Here is a 22,071-nt window from a genome sequence, read left to right as displayed (position 1 = left end):
CAAACCGCCGGGAAACGCGCCATGACCAAGTGGGACAAGTCCAAGCTGCCGAGCCGCCACACCACGGTGGGGCCGGAGCGTGCGCCGCATCGCAGCTACTACTACGCCATGGGCCTGACCCAGGAAGAGATCGACCAGCCCTTCGTCGGCGTCGCCACCTGCTGGAACGAGGCAGCGCCCTGCAACATCGCGCTGTCCCGCCAGGCGCAGTCGGTGAAGATCGGCGTGAAGGAGGCCGGCGCGACGCCGCGCGAATTCACCACCATCACGGTGACGGACGGCATCGCCATGGGCCACCAGTCCATGAAGTCCTCCCTGGCTTCCCGCGACGTCATTGCCGATTCCATCGAGCTGACCATGCGCGGCCATTGCTATGACGCGCTCGTCGGCGTCGCCGGCTGTGACAAGTCGCTGCCGGGCGTGATGATGGCGATGGTGCGGCTGAACGTGCCCTCGGTCTTCATGTATGGCGGCTCGATCCGCCCCGGCCGCTTCCAGGGTCGCGACGTGACGGTGGTGGATGTGTTCGAGGCGGTCGGCCAGCACGCCGCCGGCAATATGTCCGACGCCGACCTGCTGGAGCTGGAGCAGCATGCCTGCCCAGGCGCCGGCGCCTGCGGTGGCCAGTTCACCGCCAATACCATGGCCTGCATTTCCGAGGTTCTGGGCCTGGCCCTGCCGGGTTCCGCCGGCGCCCCCGCGCCAGATGAATCGCGCGACTACTACGCCGTGCAATCGGGCCGCGCCGTGGTGGAGCTGATCCGCAAGAACCTGCGGCCGCGGGACATCGTGACGCGGGATGCGCTGTTCAACGCGGCGGCCATCGTCGGCGCCACCGGCGGGTCCACCAATGCGGCGCTGCATCTGCCGGCCATCGCGCATGAATGCGGCATCAAGTTCGACCTGCATGACGTGGCGGAGATCATGCGCGCCACGCCGCATATCGCGGATCTGAAGCCCGGTGGGCGCTATGTGGCGCAGGATGTGTTCAACATCGGCGGCGTGCCGGTGATCATCAAGGCGCTGCTGGAGGGCGGCTATCTGCGCGGCGACGCCATCACCGTCACCGGCAAGACCCTGGCCGAGAACCACCACGAGGTGATTTTCCCGAAGGACCAGGACGTGGTGCGCCCGACCGAGGACCCGATCAGCCCGATCGGCGGCGTGGTGTCCCTGAAGGGCTCGTTGGCCCCCGAAGGCGCCATCGTGAAGATCGCCGGCATGCACAAGCTGCGCTTCGAGGGCACGGCGCTGTGCTTCGACTGTGAGGAGGACGCCTTCAAGGCGGTCGAGATGCGCGCCTACAAGCCGGGTGACGTCATCATCATCCGCTACGAGGGTCCGAAGGGCGGCCCTGGGATGCGGGAGATGCTCTCCACCACCAGCGCCATCTACGGCCAGGGCATGGGCGACAAGGTGGCCCTCATCACCGATGGCCGCTTCAGCGGCGCCACGCGCGGCTTCTGCATCGGCCATGTGGGGCCGGAGGCGGCGGTCGGCGGCCCCATCGCCCTGCTGAAGAATGGCGACCCGATCGTCATCGATGCCGAGGCCGGCACTATCGACGTGATGCTGCCCGAGGCCGAGATGGCGGCTCGCCGCGCCGCCTGGGTGCCGCGCAAGACGCTCTATACCTCCGGCGCGCTGTGGAAATATGCCCAGACGGTGGGGCCGGCGGCGCAGGGCGCGGTGACGCATCCCGGCGCGGCGGAGGAAGGCCACATCTACGCCGACCAATAGGCGGCTTAGCCGCCGAAGCGCAGCGCCAGGGCGGTGATGTCATCGGCCTGGGGCGCGCCATCGGCGAAGGCGGTCACGGCGCGCAGCACGGTATCGACCACCTGGCGGGGTTCGGTGCCGGCCTCCGCCAGGGCCTGTTCCAGGCGTTCGCGCCCGAAGAAGCCGCCCTTGTCGTCCTCGGCCTCCGACACGCCATCGGAGTAGCAGAACAGCGTCTCCCCCGGCGCCAGGGTGAAGGGGTCGGAGGCGTAGCGGATGCCCTCCATCACACCCAGGGCCGGCTGCCGGCGCGGCTTTTCCAGCAGGCGGGGGGGCAGAGGGCCGCCCAGCAGCAGCGGAATGTCATGCCCCGCCACGGCGATCCGGCCGGCGCCGGTGGTGCCGTCGATCACGCCCAGCACCACTGTCACGAAAGTCTGGCTCTCATTCTCGGCCGAGAGGTCGTCATTGGTCATGGCCAGGATCGCGCCCGGGTCCGGCGCGCCATCCTCCGGCGCCAGCCGCTTCGCCGCGGCCCGCATCAGGCCCAGGGTGCGCGCCATGGTCAGCCCGGCCGGGGCCCCCTTGCCAGAGACATCGGCCACCGCGAACAGCATGTGCTTGGCATCCAGTCGCAGGCAGTCATAGAGGTCGCCGCCCACCTGCCGCGCCGGCACCATGGCCGCATGGACTGAAAGCTGGCCGGTCGCCGCCGCCACGAAATCGCGCGGCACCAGCGACAGCTGCGCGGCGCGGGCCGATTCCAGCTCCGCCTCCAGCGCCGCCAGCCGGGCATCGGCCAGGTCGCGCAGGCGCTTCTTCTCCAGCACCGCGCCGAGCCTCGCCTTCAGCAAGGGCGGGTCGAAGGATTTCGGCAGGTAGTCCTCGGCGCCCAGCTCGATGCAGCGGACGATCTTCTCCATCTCCGTCAGGGCGGAGATGACGATGACGGGCGGCGCCGCGCCGCGGGCGGCTCGCAACTGTTCCAGCACGCCGATGCCGTCCAGATTCGGCATCTCCAGGTCCAGCAGCATGATGTCGAAGCGCGCCTTCTCCAGCGCCGCCAGCCCCTGCACGCCGTCCTCGGCCATGGTCACATTCGGATAGCCCAGCTCCGCCAGCCGGCGCTTCAGCACCAGCCGGTTGAAGCTGCTGTCATCGACGACGAGGATCGCAACATCCTCGCTGGGCGTCGTGGTCTCGCTCATGCCCGGCCCCGGTCGGCGGCCATCGCCTCGACCACGCTGCGGGTTTCGGCGGCCAGTTTGGACAGGTCGATCATGGTCACGGTGATCTCCTCGGCGGCCGTCGCATTGGACTGGCCGATGCGGGACAGGGTGCTGACCCTTTCGGTGATGGAGGTTACGGTCGCCTGTTGCTCCTCCATCGCCACGGCGATGGCGCCGGCCAGCCGCGCGCTTTCGGTGACCAGCGTTTCCAGCTCATCCATCGCCTCGCCCACCGCGGCGGCGGTGCCGCTGCCCTCCCGGGTCCGGCGGCCGGCGACGAGCACGACATCGGCGATTTCCTGGGCGAGACCCTCACTGCTCGCGGCCAGCGCCCGGACCTCCTCAGCCACCACGGCCAGCCCCCGGCCGTGTTCGCCGGCACGGGCGGCCTCGATGGCGGCGTTGATGGCCAGGATATTGGTCTGGGTGGCGATCTTGGCGATGGTGCCGGCGATGCGGGTGACCCGCTCGGTGTCTTCGGCCACCGCATCCACCAGTTCGATCAGGCTGCGCAGCTTGACCAGGTTCTCGGCCAGCAGGGTCTTCGATTCGCCGGCGCGGTCGCTGCTGTCCTGGGTCGTGCGATTGACCTCCCGCACCGCATCCTGGGTATGGCCCAGCGCCTCCTCCACCTGCCGCAGCTCCGCGAGCTGGGTCATGGCGCCGTCGGAGACCTGCCCGATGGCATCCGAGGCCTGGGTGGTGGCGACCGCGGTGCGGCGGGCATTTTCCAGCGCCGTCTCGGTCAGGTTGCGGGCGGCGATCAGATTGTCGCGGAACACCAGAAGGGCGCGCGCCATGTCGCCCACCTGGTCGGTGCGGTCGGCGCCCGGCACGGTGGTCGCGACCGCGCCGCGCGACAGGCTGACCATGGCGGAGGCGAGCCGCGACAAGGGCCGCGCCAGCAGCCGCACCAGCACCACCCAGACCAGGGCGCAGCCCACCAGTCCGACCGCGGCGGCGGCCACCACGATCGTCCGCGCCTGGGCTTCGAGCTGGCGCGCGGCGGCGAGGCTGGCGTCGGAGCTGCGCTTCACCTCCGTCCGCGCCGCGGTGGCGACGCGGTTGAAGGCGGAGGCGAAGTCCAGCCATTCCTCATGCAGCGGGCCAAACTGGTCCCGCTGGCGGGCGGCGAAGGCGGCGCGCACCTGTTCGGTGAATTCGGGCAGCCGCCGCGCCATGTCCACGCCGCCGCCGAGCACGATCGGGTCGAGCTGCGGGCCGAGCACATCGACCATCCGCTGGAAGGCTTCGCCGATCAATTGTCCGTTGCGGATCATCCGCTGGGCGCTGGGCACCGGCTGCAAAACGCCAGCAATGACGCTGGCAAAGGCGGAGGAGAAATCCGCCACATGCAAGGCGAGGTCGTCCACCGCCGCATCCGCGTCGCGGTCGCGCAGGCCGAGCTGTTCGATGATGACGACCTGACGCCCGACGACAACCAGGGCCGCGCCCGACAACAGCCCCACCACCACCACCATGAGCAGCGTGATCAGCCCGGCGCGCACGCCGATGCGCCCGAACCAGGCGCCGAGACGCGAGGCCTGGGCCTGCCTAGGGGCAGGGGGCACGGCGCCGCCGCCGCCCATCGGGGAAGCCATTGGGGCGGGCATGGGATGCGGTGCAGCCATTCGGTCCGGGGCGGCCTTTTCTACTTGGCGGGCAGGCTACAGGCCGCGCGGTGCGGCAACAAGCGCAGGTGAATGGCATGATTTCTGAGACATGTGACGCCGCCAGCCAGGCGGGGTGGCCGCCACGTGGACAGTGGGGGCCGGACGCGCTTGCTGCCCAATTGTCCACAGGCCCTAGGCGGCACGCCGTGGTGGGCGCATGCTTTACATCATGGGCATCCGCGCAAAACTGAACCTCGGCCTGCTGGCGGTTTTCGCGCTGGCCGCCGCGGCCGCATGGGTCTTTCTCTCGCAGCAATTCGAGGCCGGAGCCCGGCGCGAGGTGCTCCAGAACGCCCGCATCATGCTGAGCGCGGCCAATGCCGTGCGCACCTACACCATCGCGGAAGTCGTTCCGGCGGTGATGCGGGAAAGGGCGGACTGGGTGGCGCCGCTGACCGTGCCATCCTATGCCGCGCAGTATAATTTCCGGGCGGTGCGGGCGGAGCATCCGGACTATACCTACAAGGAAGCGGCGCTGAACCCGACCAACCCGGCCGACCGCGCCCTGGACTGGGAGGCCGACTTCATCAACAGCTTCCGCAACAATACCAGCCTGACGGAGCTGTTGGGGGAACGCCAGGTGCGGGGCGAAAGGGTGCTGACCCTGGCGCGGCCGATCACCATCCGCGACCCGGCCTGCCTGACCTGCCACAGCACCGTGGAAGCCGCGCCGGCGCGCATGGTGGCGGCCTATGGCCCGACCAATGGCTTCGGCTGGCGGATGAATGAGACGGTGGGCGCGCAGCTCGTCTCCGTGCCGATGCAGGCGGCGCTGCGCAGCGCCCAGGCCAATCTGTTGAGCGCGATGGCAGTGCTGCTGGGCATCTTCATCGGCCTGATGGTGGCGTTGAACCTGCTGCTGCACTTCGTCATCCTGCGCCCGATGGACCGCATCGTCCGCATCGCCACCGCCGTCAGCCTCGGTAAGCCGGTTGAGGAGAATTTCACGGTGACCGGGCGCGATCAAATGGGCGAGCTGGGCCGCGCCTTCCAGCGGATGCGCCGCAGCCTGGAGGAAGCGGTGCGGATGCTCGGCGCATGAGAGGCCGTTTGAGAACGCCGGCGGTTCGGTCCCGCGGTGCTTTTCCGCTCCTGCGGCGTTCCCGGATGCGGCCGATGCAACCAGCATCGGCCGATGCCGGCGCCTGGAAGGGACGAAAAATCACCTGCGGGCCCTCAGCCTCGGGAATTTTCAAACGGTCTCTGAGGCACGGATGAGCGGGGACGACGCGCTTCCCGCGGCGCTCGGCCGCTACCAGCCCATCGAGCAGCTCGGGTCCGGGGCGATGGGCCGGGTCTATCTGGCCGTGGACCCGCTGATCGACCGCCTGGTGGCGGTGAAGGTCATCAACACGGATCTGCTGGACCCGGCGGGCCGGGACGACTTCCTGCAACGCTTCCGCACGGAGGTCCGCGCCGCCGCGCATTGCGCGCACCCGACCATCGTGAATGTCTACGACTTCGCCGATGACGGGCCGATGCCCTATATCGTCATGGAACATGTCCCGGGCAGCACACTGGCCGCCCTGATGCGCGGCCCGCCGGCGGAACGCGATGCGCCGGCGCTGGCGGCCATGGTGCTGCAGGTGCTGGAGGGGCTGGGCGCCGCCCATGCGGTGGGCGTGGTGCACCGCGACATCAAGCCGGGCAACATCATGGTGACGCCGCGCGGCGCGGTGAAGATCACCGATTTCGGCATTGCCCGGCTGGGCGATTCGGCCATGACCATGGTCGGCGGCATGATCGGCTCGCCCGGCTACATGGCGCCGGAACAGGCGATGGGGCAGGGGGTGGACCACCGCACGGACCTGTTTGCCACCGCCGCCGTGCTCTACGAGATTCTGTTCGGCCGCACCCCGTTCGGCGGCTCCAATATCACGGAGACGCTGGTGCGCCTGACCGGCCCCGCCCCGGCGGAGATCGGCGGGCTGGAGGGCACGGCGATGGGCCATGTGCTGCGCCGCGGGCTGGCCAAGGACATGCGCCAGCGCTTCAGCTCGGCGGCGGATTTCGCGGCCTCCCTGCGCCAGGCGCTGCGTGACGGGGCGGAGGATGCCACGCGCATCCTGCCCGCCGCCGTGGCGGAGCAGGCGCCACCCAGCCTGTCCGGCAGCCTGCCCTTCACCACCGTGGCCATCCCGCAGCAGACCCCGCCCTTCGAACTGCCCGCCGCCATGGCCGCCCGGATGACGGAAGAACTGGCCTTCGTCGTCGGCCCGATTGCCCGCGTGCTGTTGCGCAAGGCGGCAAGCGGCGCGCGCGACCTGCCGGATCTGATCGACAGGCTCTGCGCATCGCTGGAACCCGCGGAAGCGACGGCGCTGCGCAAGCGACTGACGGCGGCGGGCGAGAGGGGGCGGTGAACCGGATCTAGCCGGCCCGCTCCAGCGCCACGACGAGCCAGGGCGCCGCTGGCACGTCCAGCGTCAGCGGGCCGCCGGCAAGGCCGAGGCGCCGCGACATCCCGCCGGGGCCATGCAGCTCCGCCCCCGCCGGCCCCGGCATCAGCGCGGCAAGGTCCAGCGTCAGCCGCGCCGGTGTCTCCGCCTGCCAGGGCACCAGATGCAGCGCCGCGCGCCGGCCATCCGGCGTGGTCCGCAGCGCGGCTTCCCAGCCCGGGCGGTCCAGGCGCCAGGACTCGTTGGGCGGATCGCCGCTTACCACCGCCGCATCCAGCAGTGGCGCCAAGGCGCGGGCCATGGCGTAGATCGGCGCGAAATCCTCCGCGTGGCCGAAAAAGCGGTCCGAACCCTCCGGCGTCGAGCGCAGATAGACATCCCATGGTGCCAGGAGATGGCCGCCATTGGCATAGCTCCAGGCGATGACGCGGCGGTTCAGCGCCACATCCTCCGACCGCAGGGTCAGCACCTGCGGCCGCCCTGCCATCTCCGCAGCGCGCAGCATCCGGGCCAGGGCGGCGGGGGCGACGTCGCGCGGATCGGCCTCGGCGATGCCGAAGTCGAATAGGTCGTAGGGCCAGCCGGACTGGCCGCGGACATTGTTGGAGGCAAAGGTCACGCGGCGGCTGGCGATGGCATCGACCTCCGCCCGCATGTCCTGATGGAAGCGGGTGACGGAGCGGCGTTGGAAGCCGCGCATGTCGGTGGCGAGGTCCGCGCCCTCCCGCCGCGCCGATGCCTGGCAGTCTTGGCAGAAGCAGCCGCCCCAGGCGACCGCCGCCTCGTTCATCCGAGGATCATCGACGATGAACCAGTCGATCCCCGCCTCCAGCCCCGCCTTGGCATGGGCAAGCCAGGTGGTGCGATAGGCCGGGCTGTTGACGCAGCCCCAGGCCATGCCGGGCCAGCGCATCCAGGGCGCGGTGACGGGCCGGCCCTCCCGGTCGAGGATACGGCCCTCGCGCCAGGCGCGGCCGGTTAGGCTATCGGTCAGGATGGTGTTCAGCGCGCCGCCCAGCGGGGCCAGCCCGGCCTGCCGCGCCTGGGTCATGAAGCCCCGGTCGCGCGTGTAGCACCAGTCGAGCCGGGTCGCGCCGAAAGCCTTCGCAGCCTCCAGCGCCTCCGGCCGCGCCCAGCGGGCGGAGAAGCAGATGTCGGAGGGGCGTGGCGCATGGGCGGGCCGGCGCGGCGGGGCCGCGGCCTGGGACGGGGCGGTGGCCAGCGCCAGCGCCCCGGCGAGCACGGCGCGGCGGGGCAGGGCAGGGACGGTCACGCGCGGTCTCCGGCATCCATGGCCCGAGAGAATAGGAATCTGCCTCGTGCGGCGTCACTCGACGAAGCCGCGATCCCTCCAGCCGCGACGCGTGCTGTTGAGCAGGTCGGAGAGCACCTTCCCGGCGTCCTGACTGCCTTCATCGGACGGTAGGCATTTCAGCGTATGGCTAGACTGCTTCCCATCACCCAGGAAATTCGCATGCACCGCTTTGCCTCCATCCGCTCCAAGCTCGCGGGAGGTTTTGTTGCGGTTGCGATTTTTTCCTGTCTGGCGTTGTCGGGCTATTCCTGGTGGACCATGCAGGAGCGCCATGTGGCGGATGCCGCCAAGGCGCTGGAGACCGGCGAGGTCACGCTGGACCGGGCCCTGGCCGCTGAAGCGCACCGCCAGCTTTCCATAGCCCGCTCTGTCGCCGCGGAGCCGAGCGTCATCGTCGCCACGGTCGCCAAGGACCGGGCTGCCGTGCTCGCGGCCGTGGCGCCTGCCTTCGAGGTGCTGCGCCGCACCGGCGACACCACCAACATCTCCGTCACCCTGGCCGATGGCGTGACCCTGGCGCGCGCGCATGCGCCCGACAATTTCGATGACAATGTCTCGGCCCGCCGACGCGACATGGTCGCCGCCATGCGGGACGACCGCGAGGGCGGCGGCATCGAGCAGCTGCCGGCCGGCACGGGCGTCGCCGCCATCGTGCCGTTGCGTCATGAGGGGCGGGTGATCGGCATCCTGAATGCCGCGACCGTGTTCAATGCCGCGCAGCTCAACGAAATTCGCCGCACCACAGGGCTTGCGATCGCGGTGCACGCGCTGCGCCAGGATGCCATCGCCACACTCGGCGCGACGGAGGGCTTTGCCCGCTTCGCCAGTGATGAGGCGCTGCGCGCGGCCTTGGCCGGCCAGGCCAGTTCCATGAGCGGCCATCTGGCCGGAAGCCCCGTTGTGGTGCGTCTGAAGCCGCTGCGCAGTTCGACCGACCAGGTGATCGGCGTCGCCGAGATCATCGTCGATCGCAGCGCCGCGGCGGCCGAGGCGGCGCATGAGCAGGGCTGGCTCGCGGCGCTGGCCCTTGGCGTGCTGGCGATGGCGGTCGTGCTGGCCTGGCTGGTCGGGCGCGCCATCGCCGGGCCGGTGGATCAGATGACCCGCGCCATGTCGGGGCTGGCCGCCGGGACCCTCGAGACCGAGATTCCCAGTCTCAGCATGGGCGGTGAGCTGGGCGCCATGGCGCGGGCCGTACAGGTGTTCAAGGACAATGCTTTCGTGGTGCGGCGCCTGGAAGCGGAGCACCGCCAGGCCGCCACGACCGCCGAGGCCAAGAGGCGCGACGACATGCGGCATATCGCCGAGAAATTCGAGGCCGAGATCGGCGGCGTGATCGAACAGGTGGCCGGCGCCGCAGCCCGGATGGAGGGCTCCGCCCAGGACCTGTCCGGCAATGCCGAACGCTCCAGCGCCATGGCCGGCGCCGCCAGCGATGCGACGCAGGAGGCCAGCGCCAATGTCCAGACCGTCGCCGCGGCGACCGAGGAACTGGCGACCAGCGTGAACGAGATCTCCCGCCAGGTGGTCAATTCCTCAGCCATCGCCTCCCGCGCAGTGGCGGAGGCGCAGGCGACGGATGGCCGGGTGCAGGGGCTTTCGGCGGCGGCGAACCAGATCGGCGACGTGGTACGGCTGATCTCCGACATCGCCGCCCGCACCAACCTGCTGGCGCTGAACGCGACCATCGAGGCGGCGCGCGCGGGGGAGGCCGGGAAGGGCTTTGCCGTGGTGGCGGCGGAGGTGAAGAACTTGGCGGCGCAGACCGCACGGGCCACCGGCGAGATTGGCGCCAAGGTGAGCGAGATTCAGGCGGCGACGGCGGAATCGGTGGGTGCGATCCGCAATATCGGCCAGGTGATCGGCGAGATGGCGGAGATCGCGACCGGGATCGCCGCGGCGGTGGAAGAACAGGGCAGCGCGACCCGCGACATTGCCCGCAACGTGCAGCAGGCGGCGCGCGGCACCAGCGAGGTGGTCGGCCATATCGGCGGCGTGGCGGAGGCGGCGCAGGAGGCCGGGACCTCGGCCGGTGGCCTGCTGCTGGAGGCGACGGGCCTGTCCGTGCAGGCGACCCGCCTGCGCGGCGAGGTCGCCACCTTCCTCGATACGCTGCGCGCCGCCTGAACCCGAGCGGTCCTACCGCCGCCCGGCGATCTGCCGGTTCTCGAGCCTCGACAGCAACCGCACGCAGGGCCAGAGCAGCAGGAAGTAGATCACCGCCGCCACCATGATCGGCGTGGCGTTGTAGGTGATGCTCTGCGCCTGGCGGGCCTGGTACAGCAGTTCCGGCACCGCGACGACGCTGGCGATGGAGGTCAGCTTCACCACCTCCAGCGTATTGCTGATGAGGTCGGGCAGCACGTTGCGCACCGCCTGCGGCAGCACCACGAAGATCCACACCTGCCAGCGCCGGAGGCCCAGGGCGCGCGCCGCCTCCGGCTGTCCTCGCGGCACGCTCTCGATCCCCGCGCGCAAAATCTCAGCGTAATAGGCGCCGGTGTTCAGCAGGAAGGCCAGCGCCACGGACCCCCAGGCGCCGAGGTCGATGCCGCCGAAGGGCAACGCGGCATAGAGGAAGATCAGCAGCACCAGCGGCGGGATGGCGCGGAAGAAGTCGATGAAGGCCATCAGCGGCCAGCGCACCCAGCGGGTTTTCTGCGTCGACAGCACCGCCATCACCAGCCCCGCGATCATGCCGAGCGGCACGGTCATCAGCGCCAGCAGCATGGTCTGCACCAGCCCGATCCACAGCAGGTGGGAGGAGGCGACGGCGATCTCGGCGTTGAAAAAGGCCTCGATGAAGTCGTTCATCGGCGCCACGCGAATTTGGTCTCGATCCAGCGCCCGGCGATGACCACGGGGATGAACAGGACGATATAGGCCAGCGCGCCGAGGGTCAGCGGCGTCGGGTTGCCGGAAAAGGCCATGCCGGATTGCGCCGCGCCCAGGATTTCGGAGACGGCGACGATGCTGCCCAGCGCCGTGCCCTTGGTGATGGCGATGGTGCGGTTGACCAGGGGCGGGATGGCGATGCGCACCGCCTGGGGCAGCACGATCTTTGTCAGTGTCGGCAGGAAGTGCAGGCCGAGCGCGCGGCCGGCCTCCCACTGCCCCGGCGGCACGGCCGAAATGCCGGCCCAGAAGATTTCCTCGGCGAAGGCCATCAGCACCAGTGTCAGCGCCAGCCAGGTGGCCCAGAAGCCGGACATGGACAGGCCCGCGGCAGGCAGACCGAAATAGATCAGCACGATGATGACCAGCGGCGGCAGCGCGCGGAACAGGTCCACCAGGAAGATGATGGCCCAGTTCAGCGGCCGCACCCCCAGGGCGCGCAGCACCGCCAGCGCCAGGCCTGCCGTGATGCCCGCGACGATCACCAGCGCCGCCAGCAGGATGGTCACCCCCAACCCCGCCAGGATCATCGGCGCATATTGCGCCGCGACCGCGGGGTTGAGGAAGTTGAAGGCAAACGCCTCCCAGCCCGTCATGCAGCCAGGCTCAGCAACGCGGCTCGCGCGGTGTCGGGTCGTAGCCGGCCAGGCCCGGCACGCCCGTGCCCGGGAAGACGGTGTTTTCGGCATCATCCGCCGCCGGCGCCACGCCGAACCACTGCTGCGACAGGCGTGCCACGGTGCCGTCCCGCTTCATGCACTCCAGCGCATTCTCGAGCTGCACGCGCAGCTCGGTGGCGGCCATCGGCAGCGGCGCGGACCAATGCGCGCGGGTGTCCGTCATCACGAAGTCGGCGACGAAGTTCGGCGTGCGGGTCGCGGCGTAGCGCACCGCGGTATTGCCGCCGAGATTGGCGTAGGCGCGGCCCGAGGTCACCGCCTGCACCGCATCCGGCTGGGTGTCGTAGGTCTGCACCGTGAAGCCATAGCGCGCGGCATTGGCGGCGGCCCAGGCGTCATAGGCGCTGCCCTTGTTCACGCTGATCGCCTTGCCGCGCAGGTCGTCCATGCTGCGGATCGGCGCCGAGCCGCGGCGGATGCCGAACTGGAAGGCGGTGTAGAGATAGCCCTCGGTGAACAGCATGTTCGCCGCACGCTCCGCCGTCGCCGTGGTCGGCGCGCAGAGGAAGTCGTAGCGGCCGGCATTCATCGCCGGGACGAGGCCGGAGAAGCTGGCGCTGTCGATGGTCAACTCACGCCCCATCCGCTTCGCGGCTTCCCGGAACAGGTCGATGTTGAAGCCCTGCACCCCGCCCTGCAGGGTCGGGAAGGCATGCGGCGCGAAGGTGCCGTCCACCGCGCAGCGCAGCGGCGGCTGGCCTTGCGCCATGGCGGATGTCGTGAAGGCCATGCCGAAAAGGCATGCTGCGGCGATCAGGCGGCGCATGGTGAAGCTCCCAGATTGTCGGTGTCTCCCGCGCCGACGATCCCATCCCGGATGATTCGACGCAACCGCCCGCCGGACGGGATTGCCGCAAATCACGGCAAATGTGGAGGGGTTTTCACAATTCCCGGCCCATTGCCTCAATCCTGCCCTGTCCGCGTCGCGTCGCGGCCAAGCCGGGCGCGTAGGTATGAGAATGTCAGTATGGACTTCTGGAACCGCCCCATGCCCCGTTTCGCCCTCCTGCTGGTTGCCCTCGGCCTGGTCGCCATTCTCAGCACCGTCGTCCTGGTGCTGGGCGATGCCACGCGACCCGGCGGCGTTCCGCTGATGACGGCGGCGATCCTGGCCGGCTTCGGTGGCGCCTCGCTCGTCATCGGGCTTTGGCTGCTGGAGCCATCGCCCGGCCGGCATCAGCCCTTTTCAGGGTAGAGCGCGCGCAGCCCAGCCTCGGAGGCTTCGCAGCGGCCACGCTCCGTGATCAGGCCGGTGACGAGGCGCGCCGGCGTCACGTCGAAGGCCGGATTGGCGGCGGGGCTGCCGGCTGCCGCCACGCGGATGGTCTCGATCCGCCCATCCGCCGTGCGGCCGGTCAGGTCGGTGACCTCCGCCGCGTCGCGTTCCTCGATCGGGATCTCGGCGACGCCATCGGCCACCGACATGTCCAGCGTGGAATGCGGCAGGGCGACCCAGAAGGGCACGCCATTGTCGCGCGCCGCCAGGGCCTTGAGATAGGTGCCGATCTTGTTGGCGACGTCACCGTGGCGGGTCACGCGGTCGGTGCCGACGATCACCAAGTCTACTTGGCCATGCTGCATCAGATGGCCGCCGGCATTGTCGGTGATGACGGTATGCGGCACGCCGTGGCTGCCGAGCTCCCAGGCGGTCAGCGCAGCGCCCTGGTTGCGCGGGCGGGTCTCGTCCACCCAGACATGCACGGGGATACCAGCATCATGCGCCATGTAGATCGGTGCCAGCGCCGTGCCCCAGTCAACGGTCGCGATCCAGCCGGCATTGCAATGGGTCAGGATGTTCACCCGCTGGCCGGGCTTCACCGCCGCCTCGATCAGCGGCAACCCGTTCTCGCCGATGTGGCGGCAGGTTTCGGCATCGTCGTCGCAGATCGCCGCGGCCTCGGCATAGGCGGCGGCGACGCGCTCGCCCGGCGGCAGGTTGTGCAGGGCGGCGCGCATGCGGGCCAGAGCCCAGCGCAGGTTGATCGCCGTCGGCCGCGTCGCGCCCAGCTCCGCCACCACCCGATCCAGATTCTCGGTGGAGGCGTCCTGGCGCAGCGCCAGCGCCACGCCATAGGCGGCGACCGCGCCGATCAGTGGCGCCCCGCGCACCTGCATGCTGCGGATGGCCTGCGCCACCTGCGCCACATCCGTCAGCCGCAGGATATCCAGCGACCAGGGCAGCCTGGTCTGGTCAAAGATGCGGATGGACCACCCGTCGGAGGGTTCGACCCAGACGCTGCGATATGAAATGCCGTCGATCTTCATGCGGGCGGCTTATAGCCGGGGTCGAGCAGATCCGCGACCGGGCGGCGCAGCGAATAGGGCAGTTCCGGGCCACGGCCGAAGCGCAGGATCAGGTCGGGCCGCAGCGGCGCCACGCCGAGCCAGGCCGCCAGTGCGGCCCGCAGCCCCGGCACCTCCACCGGCTGGTTGACCCAGGCGGTGCGCAGGCCGAGCGCCGTCGCCTGCAGGCAGAATCGCTGGGCGCATTGCCCCGCCTTGACCCAGCCTTCCGGCGTATCGCGATCCGCCACGAAAATGGCGAGACCCGCGGCGGAGCGCATCTGCCGCACATAGCGGTCGGTCTCTGCCTCCAGGCTGAAGACATGCGGGAACAGCCGCCGCCCCAGCGCATCCGGCAGCACCGGGTTGCCGGAGGCGCCGGTGAACAGCCCATCCCGCGTCGCCACCGCCTCGGCATGGCTGAAGCGAAGCCAGCCCAGCAGCTCCGCCATGAAGGCCGCATCGCGCATCTGCGCCGCATTGCCGGCCACCACGAGATCCAGCAGCGTTTCCCGCCGCGGCGCATCGTCGATCAGCAGAAGGGCGACACCGTCCTCCGGCCGCGTCACCTCCAGCGCCCGCAGCTCGGCGGGTGTCAGGCTGCCGCCCTGGAAGGCCGCTCGGGTGGATTGGCGGCGCGGAATGGCCTGGAACAGCGCGCCGGGGCTGACCGCGTCCGGTTCCAGCCTGATCCGCGCGTCACCCTCCGCCGTCACCTCGGCCGTCGCATGCAGGCCCACCGCCGGCGCGGCCTGCAGCAGATTTTCCAGCGCGCAGCCCAGGCTGGCATGCAGATGGTGGTCGTCCGGGTCGACCGCCGGGGTGCGACGGCTGAGGTCGGGCCCGATGGCCACAATGTCGCGGGCGATGGCGAAGCGCCAAGGCTGGGTGTTGTGGCTGTTGGCGGCCATGGCGGCGTAATGCACCAGCGCCTCCGCCGGCGGAGTGCCGGATGGGGGCGCGCCGCGGGTCTCGGCCAGCGCCAGATCGTAGCGGCGGGATTGTTCGACCCGGCTGACCGCCAGAGCCGTAGCGCCGGCCGCCCCTATCGCCGCCAGCGCCGCCACGCCCCCGACCAGGCCTCTCCGACCGCTCCGCCGCGCTGCCATCCGACGCCCCCCGCCAGCCCCAGCCCAGCCCCATCCGGCGGCAGGGGCGCTCAGATCCGCTGATGCAGCGCGCAGACCAGCGTGAACAGGCGCCGCGCCGTTTCGAAATCAATGGCGACCTTGCCGGCCAGACGCTCCGCCAGCAGCTCGGCCCCTTCATTGTGCAGGCCGCGGCGGCCCATATCGATGGCCTGGATGCGGGCTTCCGAACTGCCCTCGGACACTGCCTGCTCGTGGCTTTCCACCACCAGGTGGTAGTCCTTGATGAGCCGGCGGAAGGGGCCGAGGGCGAGCACCAGCGCGTGCAGCGGTGCATCCGCCGCATCCCGGATTTCCAGCATCAGCCGGCCGTCGCGCACCGCGATGGCCAGGCCGAAGGGGCCGGGGCCGAGGCCCGCGGGCCGGAACCGGTTGCCGGCCAGCAGATCGTCCACCGCCTGACGGCGATCCGCCTCGGCATAGGGGCTGGGCAGCAGGGTATGGCCATCCGGCAGCTCGATGCGGATCAGATCCCGCGTGCCGGGGGGCTGGCTGTCAGGCATGGTCGGGGCGTGGGGGCGGGACCGGCAGCACTTCCGGGGCGGGCGCATCGAAGCCCAGCCGCGCCAGCCAGCCCACGGTCGCGCCCTTGATCGGCCGCAGCAGCAGGATGCAGGCGATGGTGAAGAGCGGCAGCCAGACCACCATGTGCAGCCACATCGGCGGCATCCAGGCCTTCTCCACCCAGAAGACCGGCGGGAACAGGAAATGGCCGACGATGAAGATGGTGAAATAGGGCGGTGCGTCATCGGCGCGCAGCGTGCCGAGCGGGGCGTGACACACCTCGCATTCATCGACCACCCGCAGATAGCCGCGAAACACCCGGCCCTCGCCGCAACAAGGGCAGCGGTTGCGCGCGCCACGCCCGAGCGCTGTCCAGAAGGAGATCGGGTTGGCGTCGGCGGTGCCCGCGCGTGCGGGTTCCCAGCGGTTCATCAGGCGTTCTCCTTCCGGCCTTGTCGGCAGATGCGGGGGCAACCCGCCTGTCGCGGCCGTTGTGCAATGCAATATGGGCCGTGGAACCGCAACGATCAAGCTGTTCGGTGGTTTCCGGCGGGGCTCAGGTCACGGCGATCCCTTCCGCCGCGCGGCGCAGGACCTCCGGCAGCGGGGTGGGGCGGCGCTGAGTGGCGCGGTCGACATAGACATGGACGAAATGCCCCTCGGCACTCGCCAGTTCCTCGGCGGCGCGGAAAATCCCGATGCCATAGCGGATGGAGGTATTGCCCACCCGCTCCACCCGCAGCCCGGCGGTCACCGGATCGGGGAAGGCGAGGGGGGCGTGGAAACGGCACTGCGTTTCCACCACCACCCCGATCACCGGGCTGTCGACCAGGTTGATGGCCCCGGCACCCAACAGGAAGCGGGCCACCACCGTGTCGAAGTAGGAGTAGTAGGTCACGTTGTTCACATGGCCGTAGATGTCGTTGTCCATCCAGCGGGTCGGGATATCGAGGAAGAAGCGGTAATCCGCGCGGCCTGGCCGCTCCCGGCTCATCCCAGCGCCTCCGCCACCAGGGCCGTGTCGACGCAGGCGGCGAAGCCGGGGCGGCGGGGGATGGCGCCGACGCCGAACATGGCGCCTTCCAGCGCGTTGAAGGCCTCCTCCGGAAACACCGGGTCCTTGGCCCAGACGCCGAGGTCGCGATAGCGGGCGATGCCGGCTTCCAGCACCGGGCGGTCCAGACCCTCGAACCAGGGGGCCACCGTCTCCGCCACCTCCGCCACCGTCGCGCCGTGCAGCCAGCGCTGCATCGCGGCCAGCCCGCGCACCAGGCCGATCATCGCCAGTCGCTTCGCCGTGAGCGCCGCCCGGGTGGCGTAGAAGGCGGTGTAGGAGGTCGGACCGCGATCGGCCTGGGCGTGCCATACCGCGCCGCCGGCCGCGACCGCCTGGCTGGCGAAGGGCTCGAACAGCTGTGCCACGTCGATCTCACCCGCCAGCATGGCTGCGCTGTTCTCCGCCATGGTCCGGCCGGGGGTGACGGCCAGTGTGGCGGGGTCCAGGCCGATCTTCAGAAGGTCCTGTTGCAGGCACCACCACGGCGTCGGCACCTCACTGACCACGCCGAGGCGGAGTGACGCCAAATTATGCAAGTTGAATCCCGGACGCGGCCCTCGCCCAACCAGCAGGAAGGGGTCGCGCATCACCACCCCGGCGAAGCTGACCAGCGGACTGTCCGGATTCGCGGCATGGTCGCGGATGACGCGCATCGGACCCGACCAGGCGAGGTCGGCCGCGCCGGACAGCAGGTTGGCCACCGCCCGGTCTGGCTCCCCCACGGTGATGAGCTGCACATCCACCCCCTGGGCGGCGAAGTCGCCGCGGGCCAAAGCGGCGTAGAAGGGGCTGTAGAACAGCGCGCGGAACGGCTCTTGCAAGGTAATGCGGGTCACGGTCAGCTCCTGGTTCGGGCGGCATGTGACAGCACACTCGCCTCCAAGAGAAGGGACACCCCCGCCATGCGGACCACTCGCCGCCTCCTCCTCGCCGCCCCGGCGCTGCTTTCCCTGCCCGCCTGGGCGCAGTCGCGGCCGCTGCGCGTGGTGGTGCCCTTCGGCGCCGGCGGCCTGACCGATGTGGTGGCGCGCATCCTGGCGGAGCCCATGGCGGTGACGCTCGGCCGGCCGCTGGTGATCGAGAATATCGGCGGCGCCGGCAGCACCATCGGCGCGGCGAACTTGGCCCGCTCCGCCCCCGACGGCAACAGCATCATGGTCGGCAGTGTCGGCCATGCGGCGATGAAGGCGCTGTATGCCAGCTTCGCCTTCGACCCGGTGGCGAGCTTCGCGCCGGTTTCGCTGGTGACGCGCCAGCCCTTCGTCGCGGCGGTGCATCCGGCAATTCCGGTGACCGACCTGCCGGGCTTCATCGCCTGGCTGAAGTCCCGCAATGGGGAGGCGAATTTCGGCACCGCCGGCATCGGCGCCTCCTCCCACCTGGCGGCGGAGCTGCTGCGCAAGATGACCGGGGCAGGCTTCACTGTGGTGCCTTATCGCGGCACGCCGGCGGCGGTGAGCGACCTGATGGCCGGGCGAATCGACTTCATGATCGACAGCCAGACCCTGCTCGGCCCGCTGATGGCCGACAATCGCGTGCGCGGCCTGGCGGTGACCAGCGCCGAGCGCTCCACCCTGCTGCCCAGCCTGCCCACCATCGCGGAGGCCGGGGTACCCGGCTACGACGCGGCCGCCTGGCAGGCCATCTATGCCCCCGCCGGCACCCCCGCACCGGCGATCCGGGCCATCGCGGATGCCGCCGCGGCGGCGCTGAAGGACCCGGCGACGCTGCGGCGCCTCGCCGATGTCGGGGTCGATACCTATGCCGACAACTCGCCGGAGGCCGCGGCGCGGCATCTGTCGGCGGAGGTCGCGAAGTGGGGCGGGCTGGTGCGGGAGCTGGGTCTCACGGGCTGACCCTCCCGATTCGATGCTCACCTGGCATGGCAAGGGCTAAGCGCAAGCGACTGCAAAATGTCATGCCCGCGTTAGAAGGCTTCGCTCTCTGGCCAGGGGCGGCTATAAAACAAGATCACGTCCCCAAGATCATGTCCCTCTGGTCGGAAAATCCCCCCTCGAGATGTCCGCCGCGCCCCTGCCGCCCGCCTCCCGCCTTGAACCCTTTCGCCTGCGCGGGGCGAACTTCAACCTGCTGGTGATGCGACTGCTGGACCATCGGGTGGAGGCACTGGTGCCGGCGCTCGGCGACCAGTTCCGCCGCGCGCCCGGCTTCCTGCGATTCGCCCCGGTGGTGATCGGGCTGGACGACATCCCCGCGCGGCCGGAGGAGGTGGATTTCGCCGCCCTGGTCCAGGGCCTGCGCGCCATCGAGATCGTGCCGATCGGCACCACCGGCGGCACGCCGGAGATGCGCAACGCCGCCCAGGGCGCCGGCCTGCCGCCGCTGCGCCAGGCCGGCGGGCGGGAGGAAGATGTGGCGCTCGCCGCCCCGCCGCCCGCCGCCATGGCCGCGCCGCCGCCGCCGCCAGCCGAGGCCGCGCCGGCAATGCGCGCCGCCATGGTGATCGACCAGCCGGTGCGCGCCGGCCAGCGGATCTGGGCGCAGGGCAGCGACCTGGTCATCGTCGGCACGGTCAATCGTGGGGCGGAGGTGATCGCCGACGGCAATATCCACGTCTATGGCCGGCTGCTCGGCCGCGCCATTGCCGGCGGTCAGGACAATCATGAGGCGCGGGTCTTCGCGCTGCATTTCGACCCGGAGCTGGTCTCCATCGCCGGCTATTACGCGGTGCGGGAAGGGCTGGGAGAGGCGCCGATCGGCAAGACCGTGCAGGCGCGCCTGGTCGGCGAGCATATGAGGTTCGATCCGGTGGGCTGAAGTCCGCCAAGTGTCCTGCCCGCCTCGCTTGCTGCGCCAGCAGCGAGCGAGGCGGATAAGCAGGCCACTCGTTCAGGGTCTGTTGAAGAATAGGTTGGCGTAGCGCCCGGCGGGGCCGCGCCGGGATGCTTTCGGGGGTTCAGCATGGCGGAAATCATCGTTGTCACATCGGGCAAGGGGGGCGTGGGCAAGACCACATCCTCGGCCGCCATCGCCACCGGCCTCGCGCAGCGGGGCAAGCGGACTGTCGTCATCGACTTCGACGTCGGTCTGCGCAACCTCGACCTGATCATGGGTGTCGAGCGCCGCGTGGTCTTCGACATCGTCAATGTCATCAGCGGGGAGGCGCGGCTGAACCAGGCGCTGATCCGCGACAAGCGGGTGGACACGCTGTCGATCCTGCCGGCCAGCCAGACCCGGGACAAGGACGCGCTGACCAAGGAAGGCGTCGGCAAGATCATCGACGAACTCTCCGCCGATCACGACTTCATCGTCTGCGATAGCCCCGCCGGCATCGAGAAGGGCGCCCTGCTGGCGCTGTATTTCGCCGACCAGGCGATCGTGGTGACCAACCCCGAGGTCTCCTCCGTCCGCGACAGCGACCGCATCCTGGGCGTGCTGCAATCCAAGTCGAAGCGGGCGGAGGATAAGCGGGAGCCGGTGCGCGAGCACCTGCTGGTCACCCGCTACGACCCCGTCCGGGTCGAGAAGGGGGAGATGCTGAAGCTGGAGGATATCCGGGAGATCCTGGCGATCCCGCTGCTCGGCGTGATTCCGGAAAGCGAAAGCGTGCTGAAGGCCTCCAACACCGGCAACCCGGTCATCATGGACCAGGAAAGCGCCGCGGGTCAGGCCTATAAGGACGCCGTCGGCCGCTTCCTCGGCGAGAAGATCGAGCACCGTTTTCTCGAGCCGAACAAGAAGGGCCTGTTCTCACGCCTGTTCGGGGGGAGGGCCGCATGAGCTGGCTCGCAGATCTCTTCAAGGGCCGTAAGCCGGAGCCGCAGACGGCGGCCAATGCCAAGGAACGGCTGCAGATCGTCCTGGCGCATGAGCGCATCGGGCGGACGCGGGAGGATTTCCTGCCGAAGCTGCAGATGGAGATCGTGGCCGTGGTGGCGCGCTACGTCGCCATCGACCCGAACCGGGTGAATGTCTCGCTGGACCGGGGCGGCGACATGTCGACGCTCGCCATCGAGATCGACCTGCCGGGTCCGCCGGCCAGCGCCGGGCGCCGCGCCGCCGCGGGCTGAAGCGGGAGACGAGCGGGGCATTTTGTTAAATGTTACCGCTCGGTCTCTTTTGGGCTTCCGGACGGGCGGGGCGTGCCCATATCAGTTGGCATGACCCCGCTCTCCGTCCTCGACCTCTCCCCCATCCCCGAAGGCAGCGACGCCGGCCAGGCGTTGCGCAATTCGGCCGATCTCGCCCGGCATGCGGAGGCGCTTGGCTACAACCGCTTCTGGATGGCCGAGCACCACAACATGCCCGGCATCGCCAGCGCCGCCACCGCGGTGGCGCTCGCCCATGTCGCCACCCATACCAGCACCATCCGCATCGGTGCCGGCGGCGTCATGCTGCCGAACCACGCGCCGATCATCATCGCGGAACAGTTCGGCACCCTGGCCGCGCTGCATCCCGGCCGCATCGACCTCGGCCTCGGCCGCGCCCCCGGCACCGACCAGCACGCCGCCCAGGCGATGCGCCGCAGCCTGGTGCAGGAAGATGATTTCCCGCGCGATGTGATGGAACTGATGGCCTATTTCGAGCCGGCCCGGCCCGGCCAGGCCCTGCGCGCCGTGCCGGGCGAGGGGCTGGCGGTGCAGCCCTGGATCCTCGGCTCCTCCACCTATGGCGCGCAGCTCGCCGCGGTGCTGGGCCTGCCCTATGCCTTCGCCTCACATTTCGCGCCGGGGCAGATGCGCGATGCCATGGCAATCTACCGGGAACGCTTCCGGCCCTCCGCCCGGCTGGCCGCGCCGCATGTGATGCTGGGGGTGAATGTCGTGGCGGCGGAGACGGATGCGGAGGCGCGCTTCCTCTTCACCTCGCTGCAACAGGCCTTTGTCAATCTGCGGACCGGCCGCGCTGGCAAGCTGCCCGCGCCGGTCGAAGGCTTCGCCGAACGGCTCGATCCGCGGGCCCAGGCCATGCTGGACAATGCGCTATCCTGCTCGATCGTGGGCGGGCCGGAGACGGTGCGGCGCGAGTTGGCGGCATTCCTGGCCAGCACCGGCGCGGATGAGCTGATGGTGACGGCGCAGGTGCATGACCATGCCGCGCGGCTGCGGTCCTTCTCCATCCTGGCCGGGGTTCGGGCGGAAGCGGCGCGCGCCGCCGCCTGACCCTGCATCCTTTCGCGCGCTGCGCCGTTATGGGCGCGGCGCGGCG

General features: G+C 70.1%; 22 protein-coding genes. 10 read left to right on the top strand and 12 right to left on the bottom strand.

What is annotated here, in order from left to right:
* The first annotated feature begins 21 nt into the window (after positions 1-21).
* Complete coding sequence (gene ilvD / locus ACVFYP_RS19895; protein ID WP_499201962.1) at positions 22-1,740, top strand: dihydroxy-acid dehydratase; 1,719 nt, start codon at positions 22-24, stop codon at positions 1,738-1,740.
* 5 nt (positions 1,741-1,745) lie between these two features.
* Here ilvD and ACVFYP_RS19890 read toward each other — a convergent pair whose 3' ends face one another.
* Together ACVFYP_RS19890 and ACVFYP_RS19885 are read right to left on the bottom strand one after the other, a co-directional pair.
* Positions 1,746-2,927 carry a PP2C family protein-serine/threonine phosphatase gene (locus ACVFYP_RS19890; protein WP_499201961.1) on the bottom strand — a complete coding sequence of 394 codons (1,182 nt, stop codon included), beginning with the start codon at positions 2,925-2,927 and terminating at the stop codon, positions 1,746-1,748.
* Positions 2,924-4,519 carry a methyl-accepting chemotaxis protein gene (locus ACVFYP_RS19885; protein ID WP_499201960.1) on the bottom strand — a complete coding sequence of 532 codons (1,596 nt, stop codon included), beginning with the start codon at positions 4,517-4,519 and terminating at the stop codon, positions 2,924-2,926. Before ACVFYP_RS19885 ends, ACVFYP_RS19890 begins: the two co-directional genes overlap by 4 nt.
* Positions 4,520-4,778: 259 nt before the next feature.
* Here ACVFYP_RS19885 and ACVFYP_RS19880 point away from each other — a divergent pair, with 259 nt between their 5' ends.
* On the top strand, positions 4,779-5,663 hold the full coding sequence (locus ACVFYP_RS19880) for a Tll0287-like domain-containing protein (protein WP_499201959.1): 885 nt from the start codon (positions 4,779-4,781) through the stop codon (positions 5,661-5,663).
* 172 nt (positions 5,664-5,835) lie between these two features.
* The gene (locus ACVFYP_RS19875; protein ID WP_499201958.1) at positions 5,836-6,984 is read left to right on the top strand and encodes a serine/threonine-protein kinase; all 1,149 of its coding nucleotides are present in this window, start codon (positions 5,836-5,838) and stop codon (positions 6,982-6,984) included.
* Positions 6,985-6,991: 7 nt separating this feature from the next.
* On the opposite strand, the gene ACVFYP_RS19870 is transcribed toward ACVFYP_RS19875, so the two are convergent.
* Complete coding sequence (locus ACVFYP_RS19870) at positions 6,992-8,293, bottom strand: hypothetical protein (protein ID WP_499201957.1); 1,302 nt, start codon at positions 8,291-8,293, stop codon at positions 6,992-6,994.
* A gap of 201 nt (positions 8,294-8,494) precedes the next feature.
* On the opposite strand from ACVFYP_RS19870, the gene ACVFYP_RS19865 reads away from it, so the two are divergent.
* Positions 8,495-10,462, top strand: coding sequence for a methyl-accepting chemotaxis protein (locus ACVFYP_RS19865; protein ID WP_499201956.1), 1,968 nt, complete (start codon positions 8,495-8,497; stop codon positions 10,460-10,462).
* 12 nt (positions 10,463-10,474) lie between these two features.
* Here ACVFYP_RS19865 and ACVFYP_RS19860 read toward each other — a convergent pair whose 3' ends face one another.
* The 3 genes from ACVFYP_RS19860 to ACVFYP_RS19850 are packed head-to-tail and all read right to left on the bottom strand — an operon-like array spanning position 10,475 to position 12,676.
* The gene (locus ACVFYP_RS19860) at positions 10,475-11,149 is read right to left on the bottom strand and encodes an amino acid ABC transporter permease (protein WP_499201955.1); all 675 of its coding nucleotides are present in this window, start codon (positions 11,147-11,149) and stop codon (positions 10,475-10,477) included.
* Positions 11,146-11,826 carry an amino acid ABC transporter permease gene (locus ACVFYP_RS19855; protein ID WP_499201954.1) on the bottom strand — a complete coding sequence of 227 codons (681 nt, stop codon included), beginning with the start codon at positions 11,824-11,826 and terminating at the stop codon, positions 11,146-11,148. The genes ACVFYP_RS19860 and ACVFYP_RS19855 overlap by 4 nt, the downstream gene beginning before the upstream one ends.
* 10 nt (positions 11,827-11,836) lie before the next feature.
* Positions 11,837-12,676, bottom strand: a complete 840-nt coding sequence (locus tag ACVFYP_RS19850) for a transporter substrate-binding domain-containing protein (RefSeq protein WP_499201953.1) — start codon at positions 12,674-12,676, stop codon at positions 11,837-11,839.
* Between the two features lie 222 nt (positions 12,677-12,898).
* On the opposite strand from ACVFYP_RS19850, the gene ACVFYP_RS19845 reads away from it, so the two are divergent.
* Positions 12,899-13,105 (top strand): hypothetical protein, encoded by a 207-nt coding sequence (locus tag ACVFYP_RS19845; protein ID WP_499201952.1) that lies wholly within the window; start codon positions 12,899-12,901, stop codon positions 13,103-13,105.
* On the opposite strand, the gene mtnA is transcribed toward ACVFYP_RS19845, so the two are convergent.
* From mtnA to ACVFYP_RS19815, 6 genes are all read right to left on the bottom strand, one after another.
* Positions 13,087-14,175, bottom strand: coding sequence for an S-methyl-5-thioribose-1-phosphate isomerase (gene mtnA, locus ACVFYP_RS19840; RefSeq protein WP_499201951.1), 1,089 nt, complete (start codon positions 14,173-14,175; stop codon positions 13,087-13,089). The two genes, ACVFYP_RS19845 and mtnA, sit on opposite strands and share 19 nt — an antisense overlap.
* On the bottom strand, positions 14,172-15,260 hold the full coding sequence (locus tag ACVFYP_RS19835; RefSeq protein WP_499201950.1) for an Acg family FMN-binding oxidoreductase: 1,089 nt from the start codon (positions 15,258-15,260) through the stop codon (positions 14,172-14,174). The genes mtnA and ACVFYP_RS19835 overlap by 4 nt, the downstream gene beginning before the upstream one ends.
* A 92-nt stretch (positions 15,261-15,352) precedes the next feature.
* Positions 15,353-15,844 carry a UPF0262 family protein gene (locus tag ACVFYP_RS19830; RefSeq protein WP_499201949.1) on the bottom strand — a complete coding sequence of 164 codons (492 nt, stop codon included), beginning with the start codon at positions 15,842-15,844 and terminating at the stop codon, positions 15,353-15,355.
* Entirely contained in the window at positions 15,837-16,277 is a 441-nt protein-coding gene (locus tag ACVFYP_RS19825) for a DUF983 domain-containing protein (protein ID WP_499201948.1), read from the bottom strand. Before ACVFYP_RS19825 ends, ACVFYP_RS19830 begins: the two co-directional genes overlap by 8 nt.
* Before the next feature lie 124 nt (positions 16,278-16,401).
* Positions 16,402-16,839 (bottom strand): acyl-CoA thioesterase, encoded by a 438-nt coding sequence (locus ACVFYP_RS19820; RefSeq protein WP_499201947.1) that lies wholly within the window; start codon positions 16,837-16,839, stop codon positions 16,402-16,404.
* Positions 16,836-17,738: an ABC transporter substrate-binding protein gene (locus ACVFYP_RS19815; RefSeq protein WP_499201946.1), complete on the bottom strand. Its 903-nt coding sequence runs from the start codon at positions 17,736-17,738 to the stop codon at positions 16,836-16,838. Before ACVFYP_RS19815 ends, ACVFYP_RS19820 begins: the two co-directional genes overlap by 4 nt.
* Positions 17,739-17,804: 66 nt before the next feature.
* Between ACVFYP_RS19815 and ACVFYP_RS19810 the strand changes: the two genes are divergently transcribed.
* The 5 genes from ACVFYP_RS19810 to ACVFYP_RS19790 all read left to right on the top strand — a co-directional run bounded on the left by ACVFYP_RS19810 (position 17,805) and on the right by ACVFYP_RS19790 (position 22,025).
* A complete protein-coding gene (locus tag ACVFYP_RS19810; protein WP_499201945.1) occupies positions 17,805-18,758 on the top strand; it encodes a Bug family tripartite tricarboxylate transporter substrate binding protein in 954 nt (317 codons plus the stop codon).
* Positions 18,759-18,921: 163 nt separating this feature from the next.
* Entirely contained in the window at positions 18,922-19,680 is a 759-nt protein-coding gene (gene minC / locus ACVFYP_RS19805; protein ID WP_499201944.1) for a septum site-determining protein MinC, read from the top strand.
* 144 nt (positions 19,681-19,824) lie between these two features.
* A complete protein-coding gene (minD, locus tag ACVFYP_RS19800; RefSeq protein WP_499201943.1) occupies positions 19,825-20,643 on the top strand; it encodes a septum site-determining protein MinD in 819 nt (272 codons plus the stop codon).
* Positions 20,640-20,933, top strand: a complete 294-nt coding sequence (gene minE, locus ACVFYP_RS19795) for a cell division topological specificity factor MinE (protein WP_499201942.1) — start codon at positions 20,640-20,642, stop codon at positions 20,931-20,933. Before minD ends, minE begins: the two co-directional genes overlap by 4 nt.
* A gap of 90 nt (positions 20,934-21,023) precedes the next feature.
* Complete coding sequence (locus tag ACVFYP_RS19790) at positions 21,024-22,025, top strand: LLM class flavin-dependent oxidoreductase (RefSeq protein WP_499201941.1); 1,002 nt, start codon at positions 21,024-21,026, stop codon at positions 22,023-22,025.
* Positions 22,026-22,071: the final 46 nt, after the last annotated feature.

The organism is Roseomonas sp. F4, assembly GCF_053891155.1.
Note: the sequence above shows the minus strand (reverse complement) of the source record. Positions and strands in the feature narration are given on the sequence as shown.

Bases quoted from the DNA above. Each gene is read 5' to 3' on its own strand.
- ilvD (WP_499201962.1), top strand. From the start codon at position 22: ATGACCAAGTGGGACAAGTCCAAGCTGCCGAGCCGCCACACCACGGTG.
- ACVFYP_RS19890 (WP_499201961.1), bottom strand. From the start codon at position 2,927: ATGAGCGAGACCACGACGCCCAGCGAGGATGTTGCGATCCTCGTCGTC.
- ACVFYP_RS19880 (WP_499201959.1), top strand. From the start codon at position 4,779: ATGCTTTACATCATGGGCATCCGCGCAAAACTGAACCTCGGCCTGCTG.
- ACVFYP_RS19875 (WP_499201958.1), top strand. From the start codon at position 5,836: ATGAGCGGGGACGACGCGCTTCCCGCGGCGCTCGGCCGCTACCAGCCC.
- ACVFYP_RS19865 (WP_499201956.1), top strand. From the start codon at position 8,495: ATGCACCGCTTTGCCTCCATCCGCTCCAAGCTCGCGGGAGGTTTTGTT.
- ACVFYP_RS19860 (WP_499201955.1), bottom strand. From the start codon at position 11,149: ATGAACGACTTCATCGAGGCCTTTTTCAACGCCGAGATCGCCGTCGCC.
- ACVFYP_RS19855 (WP_499201954.1), bottom strand. From the start codon at position 11,826: ATGACGGGCTGGGAGGCGTTTGCCTTCAACTTCCTCAACCCCGCGGTC.
- ACVFYP_RS19850 (WP_499201953.1), bottom strand. From the start codon at position 12,676: ATGCGCCGCCTGATCGCCGCAGCATGCCTTTTCGGCATGGCCTTCACG.
- ACVFYP_RS19845 (WP_499201952.1), top strand. From the start codon at position 12,899: ATGCCCCGTTTCGCCCTCCTGCTGGTTGCCCTCGGCCTGGTCGCCATT.
- mtnA (WP_499201951.1), bottom strand. From the start codon at position 14,175: ATGAAGATCGACGGCATTTCATATCGCAGCGTCTGGGTCGAACCCTCC.
- ACVFYP_RS19830 (WP_499201949.1), bottom strand. From the start codon at position 15,844: ATGCCTGACAGCCAGCCCCCCGGCACGCGGGATCTGATCCGCATCGAG.
- ACVFYP_RS19825 (WP_499201948.1), bottom strand. From the start codon at position 16,277: ATGAACCGCTGGGAACCCGCACGCGCGGGCACCGCCGACGCCAACCCG.
- ACVFYP_RS19820 (WP_499201947.1), bottom strand. From the start codon at position 16,839: ATGAGCCGGGAGCGGCCAGGCCGCGCGGATTACCGCTTCTTCCTCGAT.
- ACVFYP_RS19810 (WP_499201945.1), top strand. From the start codon at position 17,805: ATGCGGACCACTCGCCGCCTCCTCCTCGCCGCCCCGGCGCTGCTTTCC.
- minC (WP_499201944.1), top strand. From the start codon at position 18,922: ATGTCCGCCGCGCCCCTGCCGCCCGCCTCCCGCCTTGAACCCTTTCGC.
- minD (WP_499201943.1), top strand. From the start codon at position 19,825: ATGGCGGAAATCATCGTTGTCACATCGGGCAAGGGGGGCGTGGGCAAG.
- minE (WP_499201942.1), top strand. From the start codon at position 20,640: ATGAGCTGGCTCGCAGATCTCTTCAAGGGCCGTAAGCCGGAGCCGCAG.
- ACVFYP_RS19790 (WP_499201941.1), top strand. From the start codon at position 21,024: ATGACCCCGCTCTCCGTCCTCGACCTCTCCCCCATCCCCGAAGGCAGC.